This window comes from Roseibium sp. Sym1, assembly GCF_027359675.1.
GTDB lineage: Bacteria > Pseudomonadota > Alphaproteobacteria > Rhizobiales > Stappiaceae > Roseibium.
Genome location: NZ_CP114786.1, coordinates 5,947,935 through 5,965,572, shown reverse-complemented (window position 1 = coordinate 5,965,572; position 17,638 = coordinate 5,947,935). Strand labels below are relative to the sequence as shown.

The window sequence follows — 17,638 nt, the reverse complement described above, 5'->3', positions numbered from 1 at the left end:
CAAGGAGAACGGGGACATGAGGGCATGTCTCCGTTCTCCTTCTTTGACTACCTGTAGATCAGGCTCGGCAGCCACATGGAAAAGGCCGGTATGAAGGTGAGCAACAGGAGAACCGTGACCAGCGGCACCAGGAAGGGTGCGGTCGCCGTGACGCATCGCTCGAACGGCACCTGGGCAACTTTCGACAACACATAAAGGACAAGGCCGACCGGGGGTGTCAGCAGACCGATCATCAGGTTCAGGATCATGATGATCCCGAAATGCACCGGGTCGATGCCGAGACTGACGGCCACCGGAAGCAACACCGGTGTCAGGATCGTGATCGCGGCGATGGTTTCCATGAACAGCCCGATCACCAGCACGATCAGCGTGATGATCAGGAGCAGGGCGACCTTGTTGTCCGTGAAGGAGATCATGAGTTCGGAAAAATGCCGTGCCGTCTGGTTCGCTGTCAGGATCCAGGCAAAGATCGTCGAAGCGGCCACGATGAGCATGATCGCCGCGGTCATTTCCACCGTCTCGAAGGACACTTTCAGGATCTTCCTGAAGTCCAGCGTCCGGTAAATCGCGCTGCCCAGGAAGATACACCAGGCGACCGCAGCGATGGCTGCCTCTGTCGGGGTGAAGATGCCGAACATGATGCCGCCGATGATGATCATCGGGGTCATCAGCGGCAGGATCGCATCCAGGAACGTGCTGCCCAGGCGAGAGAACCTGAAATCCAGATCGCGCGGATAGTTCCGCCGGCGCGAATACCAGGCCACCATGATCATCAGGGCAAGCGCCATCATCAGTCCGGGAACGATTCCGGCCATGAACAGCTGGCCGATGGAAGCGTCCGCAACGACCCCGTAGATGACCAGCGGCAGGGACGGGGGTATGATCGGGCCGATCGTGGAGGAGGCTGCCGTGACACCGACGGCAAAGTCGGTGTCGTAGCCGGATTCCCGCATGGCCTTGATCTCGATGTTGCCCAGCCCGCCGGCATCGGCCACCGCGGCGCCGGACATGCCGGCAAAGATGACACTCGCACCGACATTCACATGACCCAGTCCGCCATGCATCCAGCCGACCGCCGCGCGGGCGAAGGCGAAGATGCGCGTGGTGATGCCGGCCGAGTTCATCAAATTGCCGGCCAGGATAAAGAAGGGAACCGCGATCAGCGGAAAGGAATTGATGCCGTTGACCATGTTGGCCAGGACGATCATCGGAGGCAGGCCTTCAAAGACAATGAAGGCCAGTGACGCCAGTCCGAGGGCTGCGGCGATCGGAACGCCGATGATCATCAGCGCAAACAGGAAAAGGATCATCAGCACGATGGCCATTCACGGAATTCCTTGAATTCAATCGTTGATCAGGTGTTCGTCCAGTGACTGGACGATGTCTTCGGGTGTCTGGCGCAGGCGGCGCCACAGCCACAGGATGGAATAAAGTGTCATGATGGCGAGTGCGGCCACGCAGATCGTGTAGATCCAGGCTTTCGGAATCGGCAGCGAGATCATTTTCTGACGGGTCTTCTGCGTCAGCTCCACGCCGATCCAGGTCATCGCGCCGAAGAAACTCAGGGTGATTGCCTGGGCGAGGACCGCCAGAACCTTCGCCATGCGCGCAGGCAGCAGCCGCAACAGGAACTCCAGCGTGATGTGTGATCCGCGCCGTGTGGCGGTGATCGATCCCAGGAAACAGACCAGGATCAGGAGGTAGCGCGCCACCTCTTCCGTCCAGGCCAGGGAATCGTTGAGCACATAGCGTGTGAAGAACTGCAGGAAAACGACGACGGCCAGCATCCAGAAGACGACGATGCCGGGGGCATCGATCCACTTCAGGGAGCTCAGGTCGGTCGCCTTGTCTTCGAACTTGAGCAGATCGGGCGCGCCATCGGCGCGCCCTTCCTGCGAAGGAGCGGTGTCCTGCCCGGAGGTTTCCGACACCGCTTCACTGCTGTTGGTCATTTAGCGAGGGCCTGCATCCGCTCATAGTGCTCCTGGGTGTAGGGCACCTTGCTTTCATCGGTCAGGATGGGAGCGACCGCAGCCTGGAAGGCGGCCTTGTCGACCTCGTTCACCTGGATGCCCTGTTCGACGAACCAGTCGGCCAGTTCCTGTTCGGACTGGTAGATTTCGTCCGCGTTCTGCGCGAGGGCGTCCTTGACGACTTCTTCCACGATTGCAGCGTCATCGCCGAGTTGTCCCATCGCGGTCTCGGAGACCACGACAATCAGCGAATTGCCGATATGACCGGTCAGGTTGATGTTCGACTGGACCTCGTAGAACTTCTTGAACTTGATGGTCGGCAGCGGGTTTTCCTGGGCGTCGACGACACCCTGCTGCAGGGCGAGGTAGACTTCCGAGAAGGCGATCGGCGTCGGGTTGGCGCCCACGGCATTCGGGAACAGCACCATCAGCGGCGAATCCGGCACGCGGATCTTCAGGCCTTCCATGTCGGCCGGCTTGGTGATCGGGAATTTCGAGGTCACATGCCGGTAGCCGTACCAGGTGATGCCCATCACCGTGTGGCCGGTGGCGTCCTTGTAACCGTCCGACAGGTCCGAGAACAGGTCGCTGTCGCGATAGGCCTTCCAGTGATCGTAATCCTTCAGCATGAAGGGATAGTCGGAAATCGCGATCGGACCGTAGTCGCGTTCGGCGAAGTTGGGACCGGTATAGATCATGTCGACGGAGCCGATGGTCAGGCCCTCGTTGATCTCCGCTTCCTTGCCGAGAGACGAGGCCGGAAAGACCGAAATGGTCACGCGGCCGTCGGTCTTGTCCTTGATCTGCTCGGCGGCCCAGAGCGCCCACTTGTGATAGCTGGACCCTTCTTCATAGACATGCGCCCATTTCAGGTCGGCCGCCCAGGCCTGGCCGGTAAGGGCGATCGTCATCGCGGCGGCCAGCAGGCCCCGCTTCATCTTGCTTCCAATCATGTTGTCCTCCCGTAGGCCGGACCCGGGTTCCTCCACCCGACCGGCAAATTCATGTATAACTAGTATACAAGATATTTTACGTATATGACATAAAGGTGGAATGCAACCCAAATCAGCTGGTCATTCGACGGAGTGGCTGTTAGTGAAACGTGCAGGACAGGGTGAAACCGTTGTGACTTGAGGCAGATAGACCAACTGCCACTGGGGTCGAGCAGCGCGGTTTCGGGAGACGAGATGGCCGCATCATTGGAAAAAACGCCTTCGGAAAAGGCAAAGCCACGCAAGCCAAGAGCGCGCAATTCACCGCCGCGCAGTTCGGCGACGCGCCAATCCGGGCAAGCGACCCGCAACTCCGAAATCGTCTATCGCGACCTGCGTGACGCCATCATCAACGTCACGCTGCCTCCCGGAACGCCGCTTGCGGAAAAGGAACTCACCGAGAAATACGGAATCAGCCGGACGCCGGTGCGCGAAGCGATCCTGCGGCTGGCCGAGGAGCGCCTGGTGGATGTGGTGCCGAAATCGGGAACCTTCGTCGCCAGGATACCCGTCTCGGAACTGCACGAAGCCATTGTCGCCCGCAAGGCGCTGGAGGAGGTCTGCGTCCGCGAGGCGACCGCCAGGGCCAGCAAGAGCCAGTTGATGACCCTGCATGCCGTCATCCAGCGCGAGCGCGAACTGGCGGAGACCGGCGACGAACAGGCCTTCCACGAGGCCGACAACGCCTTCCATTCCGGCATCGCCTCGGCAGGCGGGTATCCGGGCATCTGGAACATGATCGAGAAGATCAGGGTTCAGGTGGAACGCTATCGGCGGCTGACCCTGCCCATGGAGGGCCGGATGGAGATGGTCGTCTCCGAGCATGCGGCGGTGCTCGAGGCCATTGAACAAGGCGATGCGGATGCCGCCGTTGCCGAAATGAACAACCATCTCAACAAGCTGCAGATCGACATCGGCACCTTTCAGGATCTGTGGCCGGACTATTTCCTGTTCGACAAGGACTGACAGGAGCGGATTGGCGCGGTCGCGCAATTACCGGTTCTGGCGACTGGGTCTGATAGCCGGTACAGCACCACCGCAAGCCGGAACGCTGCCTCGGGCGGGGCCGGATGCCGGCCGTGTTCAGTCAAGCTCGATCTCCTCGCGGTAGTCCGGAACGTAACAGGGCCAATGCAACTCGCTCTCGATCCGGTGACGCAGCGCGTCGGCCGCATCCGGCTCGCCATGTGTGATGAAGGTCTGTTTGGGCGGCGCCTCGAAATTTCCGAGCCAGCGCATGATTTCATCCGCGTCGGCATGAGCCGAGAGCATGTCGAGGTTGTCGACCTGCGCGCGCACGGGCACCTGTGAGCCATGGATCTTCACGCTGGTGGCGCCGGCTACGAGAGCGGCTCCCCGGGTTCCGCCGGCCTGGTAACCGGCAAACAGGATCGTGTTGCGGTGATCCGGCGCGTAATGCTTGAGATGGTGCAGCACGCGTCCGCCGGTGGCCATTCCACTTGCCGAAACGATCACCTTCGGCATCCGGTTCCAGTCGAGCGCTTTCGATTCCTCCACGTCTCTCACGTAGTGCGCCGCATTGTCCGACCAGCTGCACTGGTCGGCCGACAGCCTGTGAGCTCCCAGGTGACGGCGGAAAACCTCGGACGCGCTGACGGCCATGGGACTGTCCAGAAAGACCGGAAGGTCGGGAATGCGGCCGGTGTCCTTCAACTGCTGAATGTGGAACAGAAGCGCCTGGGCCCGGCCGACGGCGAAGGAGGGAATGACCACGGTTCCGCCGCGGCCGGCGGTCTCGGTAATGATGTCTGCCAGCACGTCTTCGGGATCCGATCCTTCGTGAAGACGATTGCCGTAGGTGGATTCCACCAGCAGGTAGTCGGCCTGGTGCAGGGCCGCGGGATCCAGCATCAGGCTGTCCCCATAGCGGCCGAGGTCGCCTGAAAACACGATCTTCCGACCGTCGATTTTCAACTCGAGCGACGAGGCTCCCAGGATATGGCCAGCGCCTCGGAAACACAGGCTCAGCTTGCCGAACAGGTCCCGCTGCTCGTTGAAGTCCACCGGCCTGAAATGCTCCAGCGACACTTCCGCGTCCTTGCGTGTGTAGAGCGGCAAGGCGGGATGGTGCTTTGAAAACCCGTGACGATTGGCAAACTCCGCATCCTTTTCCTGCAGGAAACCGCTGTCCGGCAGCAGGATCCTGCAAAGGTCGCGTGTTGCCTCCGTGCACAGGATATGCCCCTTGAAGCCGTTACGCACCAGAAGCGGAACATAGCCGGAATGGTCCAGATGCGCGTGGGTCAGGATGACGGCGTCGATGTCGGCGGGTTTTACCGGCAAGGGAGCCCAGTTGCGCAGGCGCAGCTGCTTGTAGCCCTGGAACAGGCCGCAATCGACGAGGATCTTCAGGCCGTCCGTCTCCAGGAGATATTTCGACCCTGTGACGGTTCCGACACCGCCGAGAAAGGTAATCTTCACACTCATTCGGTTGGTTTCCCAATGCCTTGCAGCGTTTTGTCCGGCTACTGCGGGTGAGGGCGCCTTCAGTCATGCGGCCGGCGCGGCGGTCCGTTTTCCTGGAGCGGCCCCGGTGATCAAGTCGGAATCAGTGTGACAGCAGGAGCGGCAACGGGCTCATTTCCAGCATCTCCCGCGTGGTGCCGCCAAGAACGTTCTGGCGCAGCCGGGAATGGCCGTAGGCTCCCATGACAATCATGTCGGCACCGAGTTCGCGGGACGTGTCGAGAAGGGTTTCGGAAACGGACCGGCCGGTGGCGGCCACGGTTTGCACGGTGACCTTCAGTCCCTGGCGCGCCAGAACGAGTGCTATGTCACTGCCCGGGTCCTCGCCGTGGTCTCCGTCTCCAACCTCCGGATCGACCAGCAGGAGCGTGATCTCCAGCGCTCTCTTCAGGAACGGCAATGCGTCGGACACGGCACGCGCCGCTTCGCGGCGGGAATTCCAGGCGATTGCGATCCTGTCGCCTGCCCCGTCGGAAAACGATCTGGGAACATAGAGAACCGGCCTGCCGCTATCGAACAGGGCGCCGTCGATCGCGTTTTTCTCGACCGGCGTGAGCTCCTGCTCCGCCGAACGCAGAACGAGTGCGAGGTCACAGTAGATCGCATGCCTCGCGACGAGATCGTCCTCGCGCGCGATCGCGGACAGGCCGGGACGCACGTCAAAGGAAATGCCTTCCCGGGCAAGCTGTGCCTCCAGTTGCTCCGCGAGAGTGGTCAGTGCGGTCTTGCGCGCATCGCATTCCCGCGCCCAGATCTCGACATAGCCGTGACCGCCATAACCGTAGAACGGCAGGTGCGGTACCTCACTCACAGCCAGCAGGGTGAGATGGGCATCGTGGGCCCTGGCGAGCGAAACGGCCTTGCCGACAGTTTCCGTCGCTGTTTCGAGCTCCGTTATCGCGAGTATCGTCTTGATGGACATTCCTTGAATTTTCCGCATCGCTGATATCTTTGGTACCAACATTATTGGCGATGCAATCTGTTGGGCACAAGCTCGTGGTGATTACCTACAAGAGGGGCGGATGCGCTGCTCCGTCTTGCAGGTGCCTTCCGTCGTCCGCAATGCTACAGATGACGGTGTGGCCGGTGGCGCCAAGACCTGTCTGAGCGAAGCGATGGGGGAAAGTCTGGAAAACACGGAAACGCCTTTCGCGGCCCAGGCGGGCGAAGTCGCCACATATCTGGGAACCCGTCCGGCATTCGGCCTTGAAACGTCCGACGCGAAAAAACGCCTGCAGCGCCATGGGCCCAACAGCCTTCACACAGATACAAGCAAAGGCGCGCTGGAAATTCTCGTGCGCCAGTTCAAAAGCCTCATCGTCTGGCTTCTCGCCGCCGCCGCTGGTCTGTCGCTGGTGCTCGGCGACATTCCCGACGCGATTGCGATCGGGGTCGTGCTGCTGCTCAACTCGGCCATAGGTTTCGTCACCGAACTGCGCGCGGCCCGGTCGATGGAAGCGCTGCTGCGCATAACCGAGATCCGTTGCCGTGTGCGCCGGGATGGCCTGGTGCGTGAGATAAATGCGCGGGATCTCGTGCCGGGGGATATCGTGATCCTCGAAGCCGGCGATATTGTTTCCGCGGATCTTCGCCTCGTTTCCGCATCGAACTTCCTTTGCGACGAATCGCTTTTGACGGGGGAATCCGCTCCGGTGGCCAAGCACACGGCACCGTTGCCCGAAGATATGGAGCTGGCCGATCGGACAAACATGGCCTTCAGCGGAACGGCGGTGACCCAGGGGCTGGGAGAGGGCATTGTCGTTGCCACCGGACTGGCGAGCCAGATCGGGCAAATCAGCAAGCTGGCGCAGGAGGCAGACGAGGAAGCCTCCCCCCTGGAAAAACGCTTGGACAGGCTGGGGCACAAGCTGGTCTGGCTGACCCTTGTACTTGCCGCGGCGACAAGCCTTGCCGGCATGGTCTGGGGCCATTCGGTTCCCGAGATGCTCAAGACAGGGGTCGCGCTTGCGGTCGCAGCCATTCCGGAAGGGTTGCCGGTTGTGGCGACGCTCTGTCTGGCGCGCGGCATGCTTCGGATGGCGGCGCGAAATGCCCTGGTGACCCGGCTTGCCGCGGTGGAAACGCTGGGAGCGACGACAACGATCCTGACCGACAAGACAGGCACGCTCACGGAGAACCGGATGGCGGCGGTCAGATACCTGCTGGATGGGGGGGATGTCTCCGTCTCGCGCGGTTCGTCGGGTTTCAGTTTCGAGACGGAAGACGGGAAATGCGACCCGGTGGAGGGGAAAACCCTCACCTGGGCCCTCAGGATCGGCGCGCTCTGCAACGCCGCAGAGACCGGTGATGGTGGCGCCAGTGCAAGGACTGGCGATCCGATGGAGTTGTCGCTTCTCGAGACGGCGGCGGGGGCGGGGGTTGCCCGAACGGAGCTGGGCCGCGAGTTCAAGCAGGTCCGGCAGCACGCCTTCGAACCGGAACGAAAGATGATGGCGACGGTTCACGCCCGGGACGGACAGTTCCTTTATGCCGTCAAGGGAGCGCCGGAGGCGGTCATCCACGCCGCAACCTGCATGATGGGAGTGGGCGGCGAGCGCCCCCTGACCGATGAGGACCGCAAGGAGTGGCACGCGCGGCAGGCCGAGGCCGCCCGGTCGGGACTGAGGCTTCTGGCCCTGGCGTCAAAATGGTCCGACAGCGCGTCGGCGGATCCTTATGAGGGCCTTTGCCTTGTCGCGCTGGTCTGCTTCCTCGATCCCTTGCGCGCCGATATTCCGGCCGCGATCGGAGCCTGCCGGAACGCGGGTGTCCGCGTTGTGATGATGACCGGCGATCACGCGGACACCGCGGCAAAGATAGCCCAGGATGCAGGCATCGGCAGGCACGTCCCCAGTGTGCTGACCGGACGGGATGTGACGGATCTCGATCCGAGATCCATGGACGAAAACGCGCGCGCCAGGCTGATGGAGACGGATATTTTTGCGCGGGTCGCGCCGGACACCAAGTTCAATCTCGTTTCTCTCTTCCAGGATGGCGGCCATGTGGTCGCCATGACCGGCGACGGCGTCAACGATGCCCCGGCGCTCAAGAAGGCGGATATCGGGATTGCGATGGGATTGCGCGGCACCCAGGTGGCGCGCGAGGCATCGGACATTGTCCTGAAGGACGACAACTTCGCGACCATTGTCGATGCCATGCGCCAGGGCCGGATCATCTTCAGCAACATTCGCAAGTTCGTGCTCTACCTGATGTCCTGCAATGTCAGTGAGGTCCTTATCGTCGGTATCGCCGTGGGCATCGGCCTGCCGGTGCCGCTGCTGCCGCTCCAGATCCTCTTTCTGAACCTTGTCACGGATGTCTTCCCCGCATTTGCACTGGGATTGGGTCGCGGCGACGAGGATGTGATGAAGCGGCCGCCACGCGACCCGCGCGAACCGATCGTCGACCGGCGTGGCTGGTTCCTGATCGCCTTGTTGGGCAGTGTGATCACATTGGCGACCCTCGCTGCCTTCGTCGTGGCGCTGTATTACCTTGAACTGGACGCCGCCAGCGCCGTCACCGTCGCGTTCCTGACACTTGCCCTGGCGCAGCTCTGGAACGTCTTCAACGTCCGAAATGTCTCCACGCAGTTCCTGAAAGGCGACATTGTCCGCAACGGCTATGTCTGGGCGGCTCTGGGCCTGTGTCTCGTCCTGATCGCGTTGGCGTTGTGGCATCCGGGTCTGGCAGGGCTTCTCGGACTGCCCTGGCCGGGACGGACGGGCCTGGTGCTGGCCATCGGGGCCAGCCTCGTGCCGCTCGTGTCGGGACAGGCGCTTCTCCTGGCCCAGGCGGTCAGACGGGGCAGGCGGTCCCGCAACGCTACTGTTCCAGGTGAAGGCCGCGAAACTCCTTGACCGTCGACAGGCTCAGCAGGGTCTTCATCTGCGACACGCTCGGGATCTGCGACAGCCTGTTGCGGTAGAGGTTTTCATAAGCGGCAGTGTTTCTGGTGATCAGCCGGATCAGGTAGTCGAACTCTCCCGAGATCAGGTGACACTCAAGCACTTCCGGCATCCGCTCGATCGCGGCTTCGAACGCCGTGATGTCATCCTTGCGCTGGCTGGTCAGTTTCACCTCGATAAAGACCTGGATCTCGAGGTTGAGCGCATTGCGGTCCAGACGAACCGTGTATCCGGAAATGATCCCTCTGGCTTCCAGCAGCTTGACCCGGCGGTGGCACGCCGACAGCGACAGACCGACCTGGTCCGACAGCTTGGCCATCGAGATCCGGCTGTCTTTTTGTAAAGCTGTAAGAATTTTCTGATCCAGTGCATCCATGAGAAATTTTCCGAATTTTGAAGTCTAAAACAACAATTCTTCATAAAATATCCCATTTCTGTCGAAATTCGAGAACATTTGTGAATCTTAGCAGGGTAAATTTCCCTTACGGCAAAATGCCGCATGACAGGGGAAAACAAACATGTCGAAGAGGATCGTCGTCGGATATGACGGCAGTAAAAGCGGCGCGAATGCGCTGGAATTCGCGGCTGGTCTTGCCAAGGCCAGTGGAGCGGGGCTCGTCATTGCACATGTGCTGGAATGGTCGCCCTACACCTTCCTGACACCTACGGAAATCGAGGAGCGGCACACACGGCGCAAGGAGGAATTGCAGCGTGCGGAAACCGCGGTGCTTTCTCCGGTCGTGGAGAAACTGGCCGGCAGCGGCCTGGATGTCACGACCGAGCTGCGCTACGGCCACATCGCCGAAACGCTGATCAAGATCGCCGAGGATGAAGGCGTCGAGCACCTGGTGATCGGCCGGACCGGCCATTCCAGTCTCTCCTCCCGCATTTTCGGATCGGTCGCCGGCAGCCTGGCCCAGGCAGCGCCCGTGCCCGTCACCATTGTTCCGTAAATTTCCCGAAGGCGAATTCAACATGAAAAAATTCAGCGCTGCGGCTTTCGCCGCAACGGCCACGCTATGCGCGTCCGCGCCGGCGATGGCCCAGTCGATCGATGAACAGGTCAATGCCATCTTTGCCAGCTCCACCGGCTGGTTTGTCAGCTTCATCTTCAGCCCGTTCCCGGGCACGTCCTTCCCGTGGATCGTGGCCTGGCTCGTGGTCGCCGCAACGGTGTTCACGCTCTATTTCGGCTTTATCCAGTTCCGGGCCTTCCCGCATTCCATCGCGCTGGTGAAGGGGGACTATTCCGATCCCGACGATGCCGGCGAAGTCAGCCACTTCCAGGCGCTGGCAACGGCGTTGTCCGGAACGGTCGGGCTCGGCAACATCGCCGGTGTGGCCGTTGCCGTGGGTATCGGCGGACCGGGAGCAACCTTCTGGATGATCCTCGCCGGTCTCATGGGCATGGCTTCCAAGTTCACCGAGTGCACGCTCGGTGTGAAGTACCGGAACGAATATGAGGACGGTACGGTCTCCGGTGGTCCGATGTATTACATGACCAAGGGGTTCGAGGAACGCGGCCTGCCGGCAGGCAAATTCCTGGCCGTCCTGTTTGCGATCTTCTGCATTCTCGGCGCGCTGGGCGGCGGCAACATGTTCCAGGCCAACCAGGCCCATGCCCAGATCGCCAACGTGATTGGCGATTATCCGGGCTGGATCACGGGTGTCGTCTTCGCGGCAATCGTCTTTGCGGTGATCGTGGGGGGCCTGAAGTCGATTGCCTCGGTGACCGAAAAGGTCGTTCCGTTCATGGGGGTTCTCTATGTCGTCACCGCCCTGGTGATTATCGGCGTCAATGCCGACAAGATCGGCTGGGCCTTCGGTCAGATCATCGACGGCGCTTTCACCGGTCTCGGCGTTGCCGGCGGCCTGGTCGGTGCGCTGATCCAGGGCTTCAAGCGGGCGGCTTTCTCCAACGAAGCCGGCGTCGGCTCCGCGGCCATCGCCCACTCGGCCGTGCGCACCAAGGAACCGATCACCGAAGGCTTCGTGTCGCTGCTGGAGCCGTTCATCGACACGGTCGTCATCTGCACCATGACCGCGCTGGTCATCATCATCACCGGTCAGCTGGTGGCCGATCCTGAAACGGGTCTCTACATCCTCAACGAAGCAGGTTCCGCCATCCAGACGGTGGACGGGAATTCCGGCGTCGCGCTGACCTCGGCAGCCTTCTCCTCCGCTTTCGGCTGGTTCCAGTACGTTCTGGCGGTCGCGGTGGTGCTGTTTGCCTTCTCCACCATGATCAGCTGGTCCTATTATGGTCTGAAGGCCTGGACCTTCCTGTTCGGCGAGGGCAAGACCAAGGAGCTGGTGTTCAAGATCCTGTTCTGCATCTTCGTGGTGATCGGCGCCGCGGCCAGCCTCGGCCCGGTGATCGACTTCTCCGACGCGGCGATCTTCGCCATGGCGGTGGTCAACATCATTGCGCTCTATGCCCTGATGCCGATCGTCAGGACCGAGCTCAACAGCTACCTGAGCCGTTTGAAGACGGGCGAGATCAGGAAATTCGCCTGATCCTCGCAGCGAGGTTTCCCGCCAAGACAGGCCGCCCATCGGGCGGCCTGTTTCATTTGACGGTTCCCATTTCACCGTTTTCACAGGGGGGAAGGAGTGAGCGGCGAAGTCCGTTCCTTGTCTGTTTTGAGTGAGGTGAATCTGTGGTCTCTCCGGCAAGCCGTTTTTTTCAAGGCGTTGCCAAAAGAGCGGTTTCTGGCGAAATTCCCGTTAGGAAACGCCGCGAAAAAGAATACCTTTGAGCCTGTAAAAGGCGAAAAACAAGCCCAATTAAATACCAATAATCGTATTATAGGGGTAAAATACCCCGTCAAAAATGATTTTCACAAAACCAAACTAACATGTCGACAAGTGGTATCAAATAGGTATTATATGTAGGGAGCAGGGGAGTGGTATCACTCTTCGGCACGGTTGTTCTGCATCCGGCGGTAAAACAAAATCGCGACAGACCGCGGCGGCTCTTCCGGGGCCGGTGGGGTCGGCAAGCGACAAGCACCAGCGCCGGGCAGGAAGAATTGGAAGCATCCGCAAGCGGATGAACTTTTCGGAGGTGTCTTATGAAACGGAAATTCCTAGCACTGGCCATGGCCAGCACCGCTCTTTTCACGTCGGCTGCCTATGCCGAGGATGTCACCCTGACCATCGAAAGCTGGCGCAACGACGATCTGGCCCTGTGGCAGGACAAGATCATCCCGGCATTCGAAGCGAGCCATCCGGGCATCAAGGTGAAGTTCACCCCGTCCGCGCCGACGGAATACAACGCCGCGCTGAACTCCAAGCTGGACGCAGGCTCCGCGGGCGACCTGATCACCTGCCGCCCGTTCGACGCGTCCCTGGCGCTCTATGACGCCGGACATCTCTCGGATCTTTCCGGCATGGAAGCCATGGGCAACTTCTCCGACGTCGCCAAGTCCGCCTGGCAGACGGATGACGGCTCGGCCAGCTTCTGCGTGCCGATGGCGTCCGTCATTCACGGCTTCATCTACAACAAGGACGCCTTCGAGGAAGTCGGTGTCGAGGTTCCCACGACCGAAGAGGAATTCTTCGCGGCGCTGGACAAGTTCAAGGAAGACGGTTCCTACATCCCGATGGCCATGGGCACCAACGACCAGTGGGAAGCGGCCACGATGGGCTACAACAACATCGGTCCGAACTACTGGAAGGGTGAGGAAGGCCGCCTGGCACTGATCTCCGGCGAACAGAAGCTGACCGACGAGCAGTGGGTCGCTCCTTACGCCACCCTGGCGAAATGGGCCGACTACCTGGGGGACGGCTACGAGGCACAGACCTATCCGGACAGCCAGAACATCTTCACGCTCGGCCGCGCCGCCATCTATCCGGCCGGCAGCTGGGAAATCTCGGGCTTCAACACCCAGGCCGACTTCGAAATGGGCGCGTTCAAGCCGCCGGTCCGGAACGAAGGCGACACCTGCTACATTTCCGACCACACGGATATCGGCATCGGCATGAACGCCAAGACCGAGCATCCCGAGGCCGCGAAAACCTTCCTTGCCTGGGTCGCATCTCCGGAATTCGCCACGATCTTCGGCAACGCCCTGCCGGGCTTCTTCCCGCTGTCCAAGACGCCGGTTGAACTCGAAGATCCGCTTGCCAAGGAATTCGTCAGCTGGCGCGGCGAGTGCGAAAGCACCATCCGCTCCACCTACCAGATCCTGTCCCGCGGCACGCCGAACCTCGAAAACGAGACCTGGGGTGCATCGGTCGCGGCCATCAAGGGCACCGAAACTCCTGAAGCTCTCGGTAAGAAGCTGCAGGACGGCCTGGCAAGCTGGTACGATCCGCAGAAATAACCGGCTGTAAGACACATCGCCCGGACAGGCCCCGCCTGTCCGGGTCTTTATTACCGGATACCCGGAGCTGCAGATGAGTACGCCCCGCTTTCGCTGGCACATCGTCGTGTTTCTGGCCCCCGCGGTCCTGGTCTACACGGCCGTGATGATCTTCCCGCTGTTCAACACCCTGCGGCTTGCGCTCTACAGCAAGATCGACCAGGAGCGGGTGTTTGTCGGTCTCCAGAACTTCTACACGCTGCTCGGCGACCCGATCTGGTCGGACCAGTTCTGGAACGCCCTTGGCAACAATTTCTGGTTCTTCCTCATTCACATGGCTGTCCAGAACCCGATCGGTATCGCGCTGGCCGCCATCCTGAGCCATCCGCGCCTGCGCTTCGCGGCCTTCTACCGCTCGGCGATCTTCATCCCGACCATCCTGTCCTTCGTGATCGTCGGCTTCGCCTGGAAACTGATCCTGTCGCCGATCTGGGGCATCGCACCGTCCATGCTGGACGCCGTCGGGCTCAAATCGCTGTTCGCCCCCTGGCTCGGCAAGGAGGAATACGCCCTGACGGCGCTGTCGCTGATCTCCGTCTGGCAGTTCGTGGGCATCCCGATGATGCTCATCTACGCCGCCCTGCTGTCCATTCCCGAGGAGGTTCTGGAAGCTGGCGAAATCGACGGCATCACCGGCATGTCGGCCTTCTGGAAGATCAAGCTGCCCTTGATCCTGCCCTCGATCGGCATCATCTCGATCCTGACCTTCGTCGGCAACTTCAACGCCTTCGACCTGATCTACACGGCCCAGGGCGCGCTTGCCGGTCCGGATTTCTCGACCGACATTCTCGGCACCTTCATGTACCGCACCTTCTTCGGCTTCCAGCTGCAGCTCGGCGATCCCTACATGGGTTCGGCGATTGCCAGCGCCATGTTCGCGATCATCCTGGTGGGGGTCTGTCTCTATCTCTTCGGCATCCAGACCCGGATGCGCCGATACCAGCTGTGACGGGAAGGGACACTCATGCATAAGGCACGGACCAATCCGTTCAACACGGCCGCCATGCACGGCGCGCTGATCCTCTACACCCTGATCGCGCTGTTCCCGGTCTTCGTGATCCTGATCAACAGTTTCAAGACCCGCAAGGCGATCTTCCGCGAGCCGCTGGCACTGCCGAGCGCCGACAGCTTCTCGATGATCGGCTACCAGACCGTGATGAAGCAGGGGGACTTCTTCCTCTACTTCCAGAACTCGATGATCGTCACGGTCGCCTCGCTGTTCTTCATCCTGCTGTTCGGCGCCATGGCGGCCTTTGCCCTCAGTGAATACCGCTTCAAGGGCAACATGCTGATGGGCCTCTACCTGGCGCTCGGCATCATGATCCCGATCCGGATCGGCACGGTGGCGATCCTGGAAATGATGGTGTCGACCGGCCTCGTCAACACGCTGCTGGCGCTGATCCTGGTCTATACGGCGCAAGGGCTGCCGCTGGCCGTCTTCATCCTGAACGAGTTCATGCGCCAGGTGTCGGATGACCTGAAGAATGCCGGCCGCATCGACGGGCTGTCGGAATACACGATCTTCTTTCGCCTGGTGCTGCCGCTGGTCCGCCCGGCCATGGCGACGGTCGCCGTCTTCAACATGATCCCGATCTGGAACGACCTCTGGTTCCCGCTGATCCTGGCACCCGCCGAGGAAACCAAGACGCTGACCCTCGGCAGCCAGGTGTTCATCGGCCAGTTCGTCACCGACTGGAACGCGGTCCTGTCGGCGCTGTCCATGGCGATCCTGCCGGTTCTGATCCTCTACGTGATCTTCTCGCGCCAGCTGATCCGGGGCATCACCTCGGGAGCGGTCAAATGACGAGGGTCCTGATCGTCGGCCTCGGCAACATGGGGCTCTCCCATGCGCTGGCCCATCACAAGCAGGCGGAAGCCGAAATCGTCGGCCTGGTCAACCGGTCCGGACTGGTTACACACCCCGACCTGGCGGACTACCCGGTCTTCACCGACTATGCCCGCGCACTGGAGACAACACGGCCGGACCTGGTGGTCATCGCCACCTATTCCGACACCCATGCCGACTATGCGGTCGCGGCCATGCGGGCCGGGGCGCATGTCTTCATCGAAAAACCTTTGGCAACCACCGTTGCCGATGCCGGGCGTGTGGTTGCCTGTGCCGTGGAAACCGGCCGAAAGCTCGTGGTCGGCTACATCCTGCGGCACCACCCGTCCTGGCAGCGGCTGATCGCGGAAGCCCGCGCACTTGGCGGTCCTTATGTCTTCCGCATGAACCTCAACCAGCAGAGTTCGGGCGCGGAATGGGAAACCCACAAGGCCCTGATGCAGACGACCGCCCCGATCGTCGATTGCGGCGTCCATTATGTCGATGTCTGGTGCCAGATCACCGATGCCGCACCGGTCAGGGTCCACGGCATCGGCCTGCGCCTGTCCGACGAGATTGCGCCGGACATGTACAATTACGGCCAGTTCCAGGTCACTTTCGAGGACGGCTCCGTCGGCTGGTACGAGGCCGGCTGGGGACCGATGATGTCCGAGACGGCCTTCTTCGTGAAGGATGTTGTCTCGCCGGCGGGATCCGTCTCGATCGTCGAGGACGACAAGGGCGCGTCCGCCGATGTCGACGGCCACACGAAAGTGGGCGGGCTGCTGGTCCACCGGCCGGACGGCGACCGGCGCATCGACCTGCCCGGTGAACCCGGCCACCAGGACCTCTGCGACGCCGAGCAGGCCTACATGCTGCGCGCCATTTCCGAAAACATCGATCTGACCCGGCACATGCAGGATGCCGTCACCTCGCTGGCGATCTGCCTTGCGGCCGACGAGAGCATCCGCACCGGGCAACCCGTTACCCTAAAGGAGCAAACGCCATGACGGCGCTGACCCTGACCAATGTCAACAAGTCCTTCGGCGCGGTTCATGTCCTGAAAGACATCAACCTGGACGTCGAGGACGGTGAGTTCGTCGTGTTTGTCGGCCCGTCCGGCTGCGGCAAGTCCACCCTGCTGCGCGTGATTGCGGGACTGGAGGATGTCTCGTCCGGTGACGTGCGCATCGGCGGCGAGACGGTCAACACCACGCCGCCGTCGAAACGCGGCATCGCCATGGTGTTCCAGAGCTACGCGCTCTATCCGCACCTGAACGTGCGCAACAACATGACCCTGGCCCTGAAGCAGGAGCGCCAGAGCAAGGAGGTCATCGAGCAGCGTGTCGCCGAGGCCACCCGCATGCTCAATCTCGAGGACTATCTCGACCGCTATCCGTCCGAACTCTCTGGCGGACAGCGCCAGCGCGTTGCCATCGGCCGGGCGATCGTGCGTCACCCGAAGCTGTTCCTGTTCGACGAGCCGCTGTCGAACCTCGACGCGGCGCTGCGCATGAACACGCGCCTGGAAATCGCCAACCTGCACCGCCAACTGAAGACCTCGATGATCTACGTCACCCATGACCAGTCCGAAGCCATGACGCTGGCCGACAAGATCGTGGTGCTGAAGGACGGCCGGGTGGAGCAGGTCGGCAGCCCGATGGAGCTCTACAACAACCCGGTCAACAGGTTTGTTGCCGGGTTCCTCGGATCTCCGGCCATGAATTTCCTGCCCGCCGGGCTTGTCAGCGAAGGCGATACGCGCATCCTCGGTGTGCGGCCTGAAGACCTGGTCCTGAGCGCGGACGGTCCGCTGAAGGCAACCGTCCAGCATGTCGAGCAACTAGGCGGCGACACCAACGTGATTGCCATGGTGAATGATCACCAGGTCACGGCCCGCCTGTTCGGCCAGCACGCGGTGGAGCCCGGCGCCGAACTCAGCTTCGGCATCGCCGAGGGCAAGTCGTACTATTTCGACAAGGATGGGGCGCGGTTGAGCGCCTGAGGCAAGGCGGGAGCAACCTCACCATCGTCATTCCGGACAAGTGAGGCGCAGCCGAACGCCGATCCGGAATCCGGATATATTTGT

General features: G+C 61.4%; 16 protein-coding genes. 10 read left to right on the top strand and 6 right to left on the bottom strand.

Annotated elements, in window-relative coordinates:
- Nucleotides 1-47: 47 nt before the first annotated feature.
- From O6760_RS27615 to O6760_RS27605, 3 genes are read right to left on the bottom strand one after another with little or no spacing between them, the layout of a single operon-like run.
- Nucleotides 48-1,325 carry a TRAP transporter large permease gene (locus O6760_RS27615; RefSeq protein WP_269582865.1) on the bottom strand — a complete coding sequence of 426 codons (1,278 nt, stop codon included), beginning with the start codon at nucleotides 1,323-1,325 and terminating at the stop codon, nucleotides 48-50.
- Between the two features lie 18 nt (nucleotides 1,326-1,343).
- Nucleotides 1,344-1,952, bottom strand: coding sequence for a TRAP transporter small permease (locus O6760_RS27610; protein WP_269582864.1), 609 nt, complete (start codon nucleotides 1,950-1,952; stop codon nucleotides 1,344-1,346).
- On the bottom strand, nucleotides 1,949-2,926 hold the full coding sequence (locus O6760_RS27605; protein WP_269582863.1) for a sialic acid TRAP transporter substrate-binding protein SiaP: 978 nt from the start codon (nucleotides 2,924-2,926) through the stop codon (nucleotides 1,949-1,951). The genes O6760_RS27610 and O6760_RS27605 overlap by 4 nt, the downstream gene beginning before the upstream one ends.
- 234 nt (nucleotides 2,927-3,160) lie before the next feature.
- Between O6760_RS27605 and O6760_RS27600 the strand changes: the two genes are divergently transcribed.
- Entirely contained in the window at nucleotides 3,161-3,931 is a 771-nt protein-coding gene (locus O6760_RS27600) for a GntR family transcriptional regulator (RefSeq protein WP_269582862.1), read from the top strand.
- A gap of 117 nt (nucleotides 3,932-4,048) precedes the next feature.
- Here O6760_RS27600 and O6760_RS27595 read toward each other — a convergent pair whose 3' ends face one another.
- Both O6760_RS27595 and O6760_RS27590 read right to left on the bottom strand, forming a co-directional pair.
- Nucleotides 4,049-5,413, bottom strand: a complete 1,365-nt coding sequence (locus O6760_RS27595; RefSeq protein ID WP_269582861.1) for an MBL fold metallo-hydrolase RNA specificity domain-containing protein — start codon at nucleotides 5,411-5,413, stop codon at nucleotides 4,049-4,051.
- A gap of 121 nt (nucleotides 5,414-5,534) precedes the next feature.
- Nucleotides 5,535-6,374 (bottom strand): universal stress protein, encoded by an 840-nt coding sequence (locus O6760_RS27590; RefSeq protein WP_269582860.1) that lies wholly within the window; start codon nucleotides 6,372-6,374, stop codon nucleotides 5,535-5,537.
- A gap of 100 nt (nucleotides 6,375-6,474) precedes the next feature.
- Here O6760_RS27590 and O6760_RS27585 point away from each other — a divergent pair, with 100 nt between their 5' ends.
- Nucleotides 6,475-9,309 carry a cation-translocating P-type ATPase gene (locus O6760_RS27585; RefSeq protein WP_269582859.1) on the top strand — a complete coding sequence of 945 codons (2,835 nt, stop codon included), beginning with the start codon at nucleotides 6,475-6,477 and terminating at the stop codon, nucleotides 9,307-9,309.
- Here the strand turns inward: O6760_RS27585 and O6760_RS27580 are convergent.
- On the bottom strand, nucleotides 9,275-9,733 hold the full coding sequence (locus O6760_RS27580; RefSeq protein ID WP_269582858.1) for an Lrp/AsnC family transcriptional regulator: 459 nt from the start codon (nucleotides 9,731-9,733) through the stop codon (nucleotides 9,275-9,277). The two genes, O6760_RS27585 and O6760_RS27580, sit on opposite strands and share 35 nt — an antisense overlap.
- Before the next feature lie 142 nt (nucleotides 9,734-9,875).
- Here O6760_RS27580 and O6760_RS27575 point away from each other — a divergent pair, with 142 nt between their 5' ends.
- From O6760_RS27575 to O6760_RS27540, 8 genes are all read left to right on the top strand, one after another.
- The gene (locus O6760_RS27575) at nucleotides 9,876-10,310 is read left to right on the top strand and encodes a universal stress protein (protein WP_269582857.1); all 435 of its coding nucleotides are present in this window, start codon (nucleotides 9,876-9,878) and stop codon (nucleotides 10,308-10,310) included.
- A 22-nt stretch (nucleotides 10,311-10,332) separates the two neighbouring features.
- Nucleotides 10,333-11,874: an alanine/glycine:cation symporter family protein gene (locus O6760_RS27570; protein ID WP_269582856.1), complete on the top strand. Its 1,542-nt coding sequence runs from the start codon at nucleotides 10,333-10,335 to the stop codon at nucleotides 11,872-11,874.
- A gap of 96 nt (nucleotides 11,875-11,970) precedes the next feature.
- Nucleotides 11,971-12,252, top strand: a complete 282-nt coding sequence (locus tag O6760_RS27565; RefSeq protein ID WP_269582855.1) for a hypothetical protein — start codon at nucleotides 11,971-11,973, stop codon at nucleotides 12,250-12,252.
- A 179-nt stretch (nucleotides 12,253-12,431) separates the two neighbouring features.
- A complete protein-coding gene (locus tag O6760_RS27560; protein WP_269582854.1) occupies nucleotides 12,432-13,685 on the top strand; it encodes an ABC transporter substrate-binding protein in 1,254 nt (417 codons plus the stop codon).
- A 73-nt stretch (nucleotides 13,686-13,758) separates the two neighbouring features.
- Complete coding sequence (locus O6760_RS27555; protein WP_269582853.1) at nucleotides 13,759-14,673, top strand: carbohydrate ABC transporter permease; 915 nt, start codon at nucleotides 13,759-13,761, stop codon at nucleotides 14,671-14,673.
- A gap of 15 nt (nucleotides 14,674-14,688) precedes the next feature.
- Nucleotides 14,689-15,528: a carbohydrate ABC transporter permease gene (locus O6760_RS27550; protein WP_269582852.1), complete on the top strand. Its 840-nt coding sequence runs from the start codon at nucleotides 14,689-14,691 to the stop codon at nucleotides 15,526-15,528.
- Complete coding sequence (locus O6760_RS27545; protein ID WP_269582851.1) at nucleotides 15,525-16,559, top strand: Gfo/Idh/MocA family protein; 1,035 nt, start codon at nucleotides 15,525-15,527, stop codon at nucleotides 16,557-16,559. The genes O6760_RS27550 and O6760_RS27545 overlap by 4 nt, the downstream gene beginning before the upstream one ends.
- Nucleotides 16,556-17,554 carry an ABC transporter ATP-binding protein gene (locus O6760_RS27540; RefSeq protein ID WP_269582850.1) on the top strand — a complete coding sequence of 333 codons (999 nt, stop codon included), beginning with the start codon at nucleotides 16,556-16,558 and terminating at the stop codon, nucleotides 17,552-17,554. Before O6760_RS27545 ends, O6760_RS27540 begins: the two co-directional genes overlap by 4 nt.
- Nucleotides 17,555-17,638: the final 84 nt, after the last annotated feature.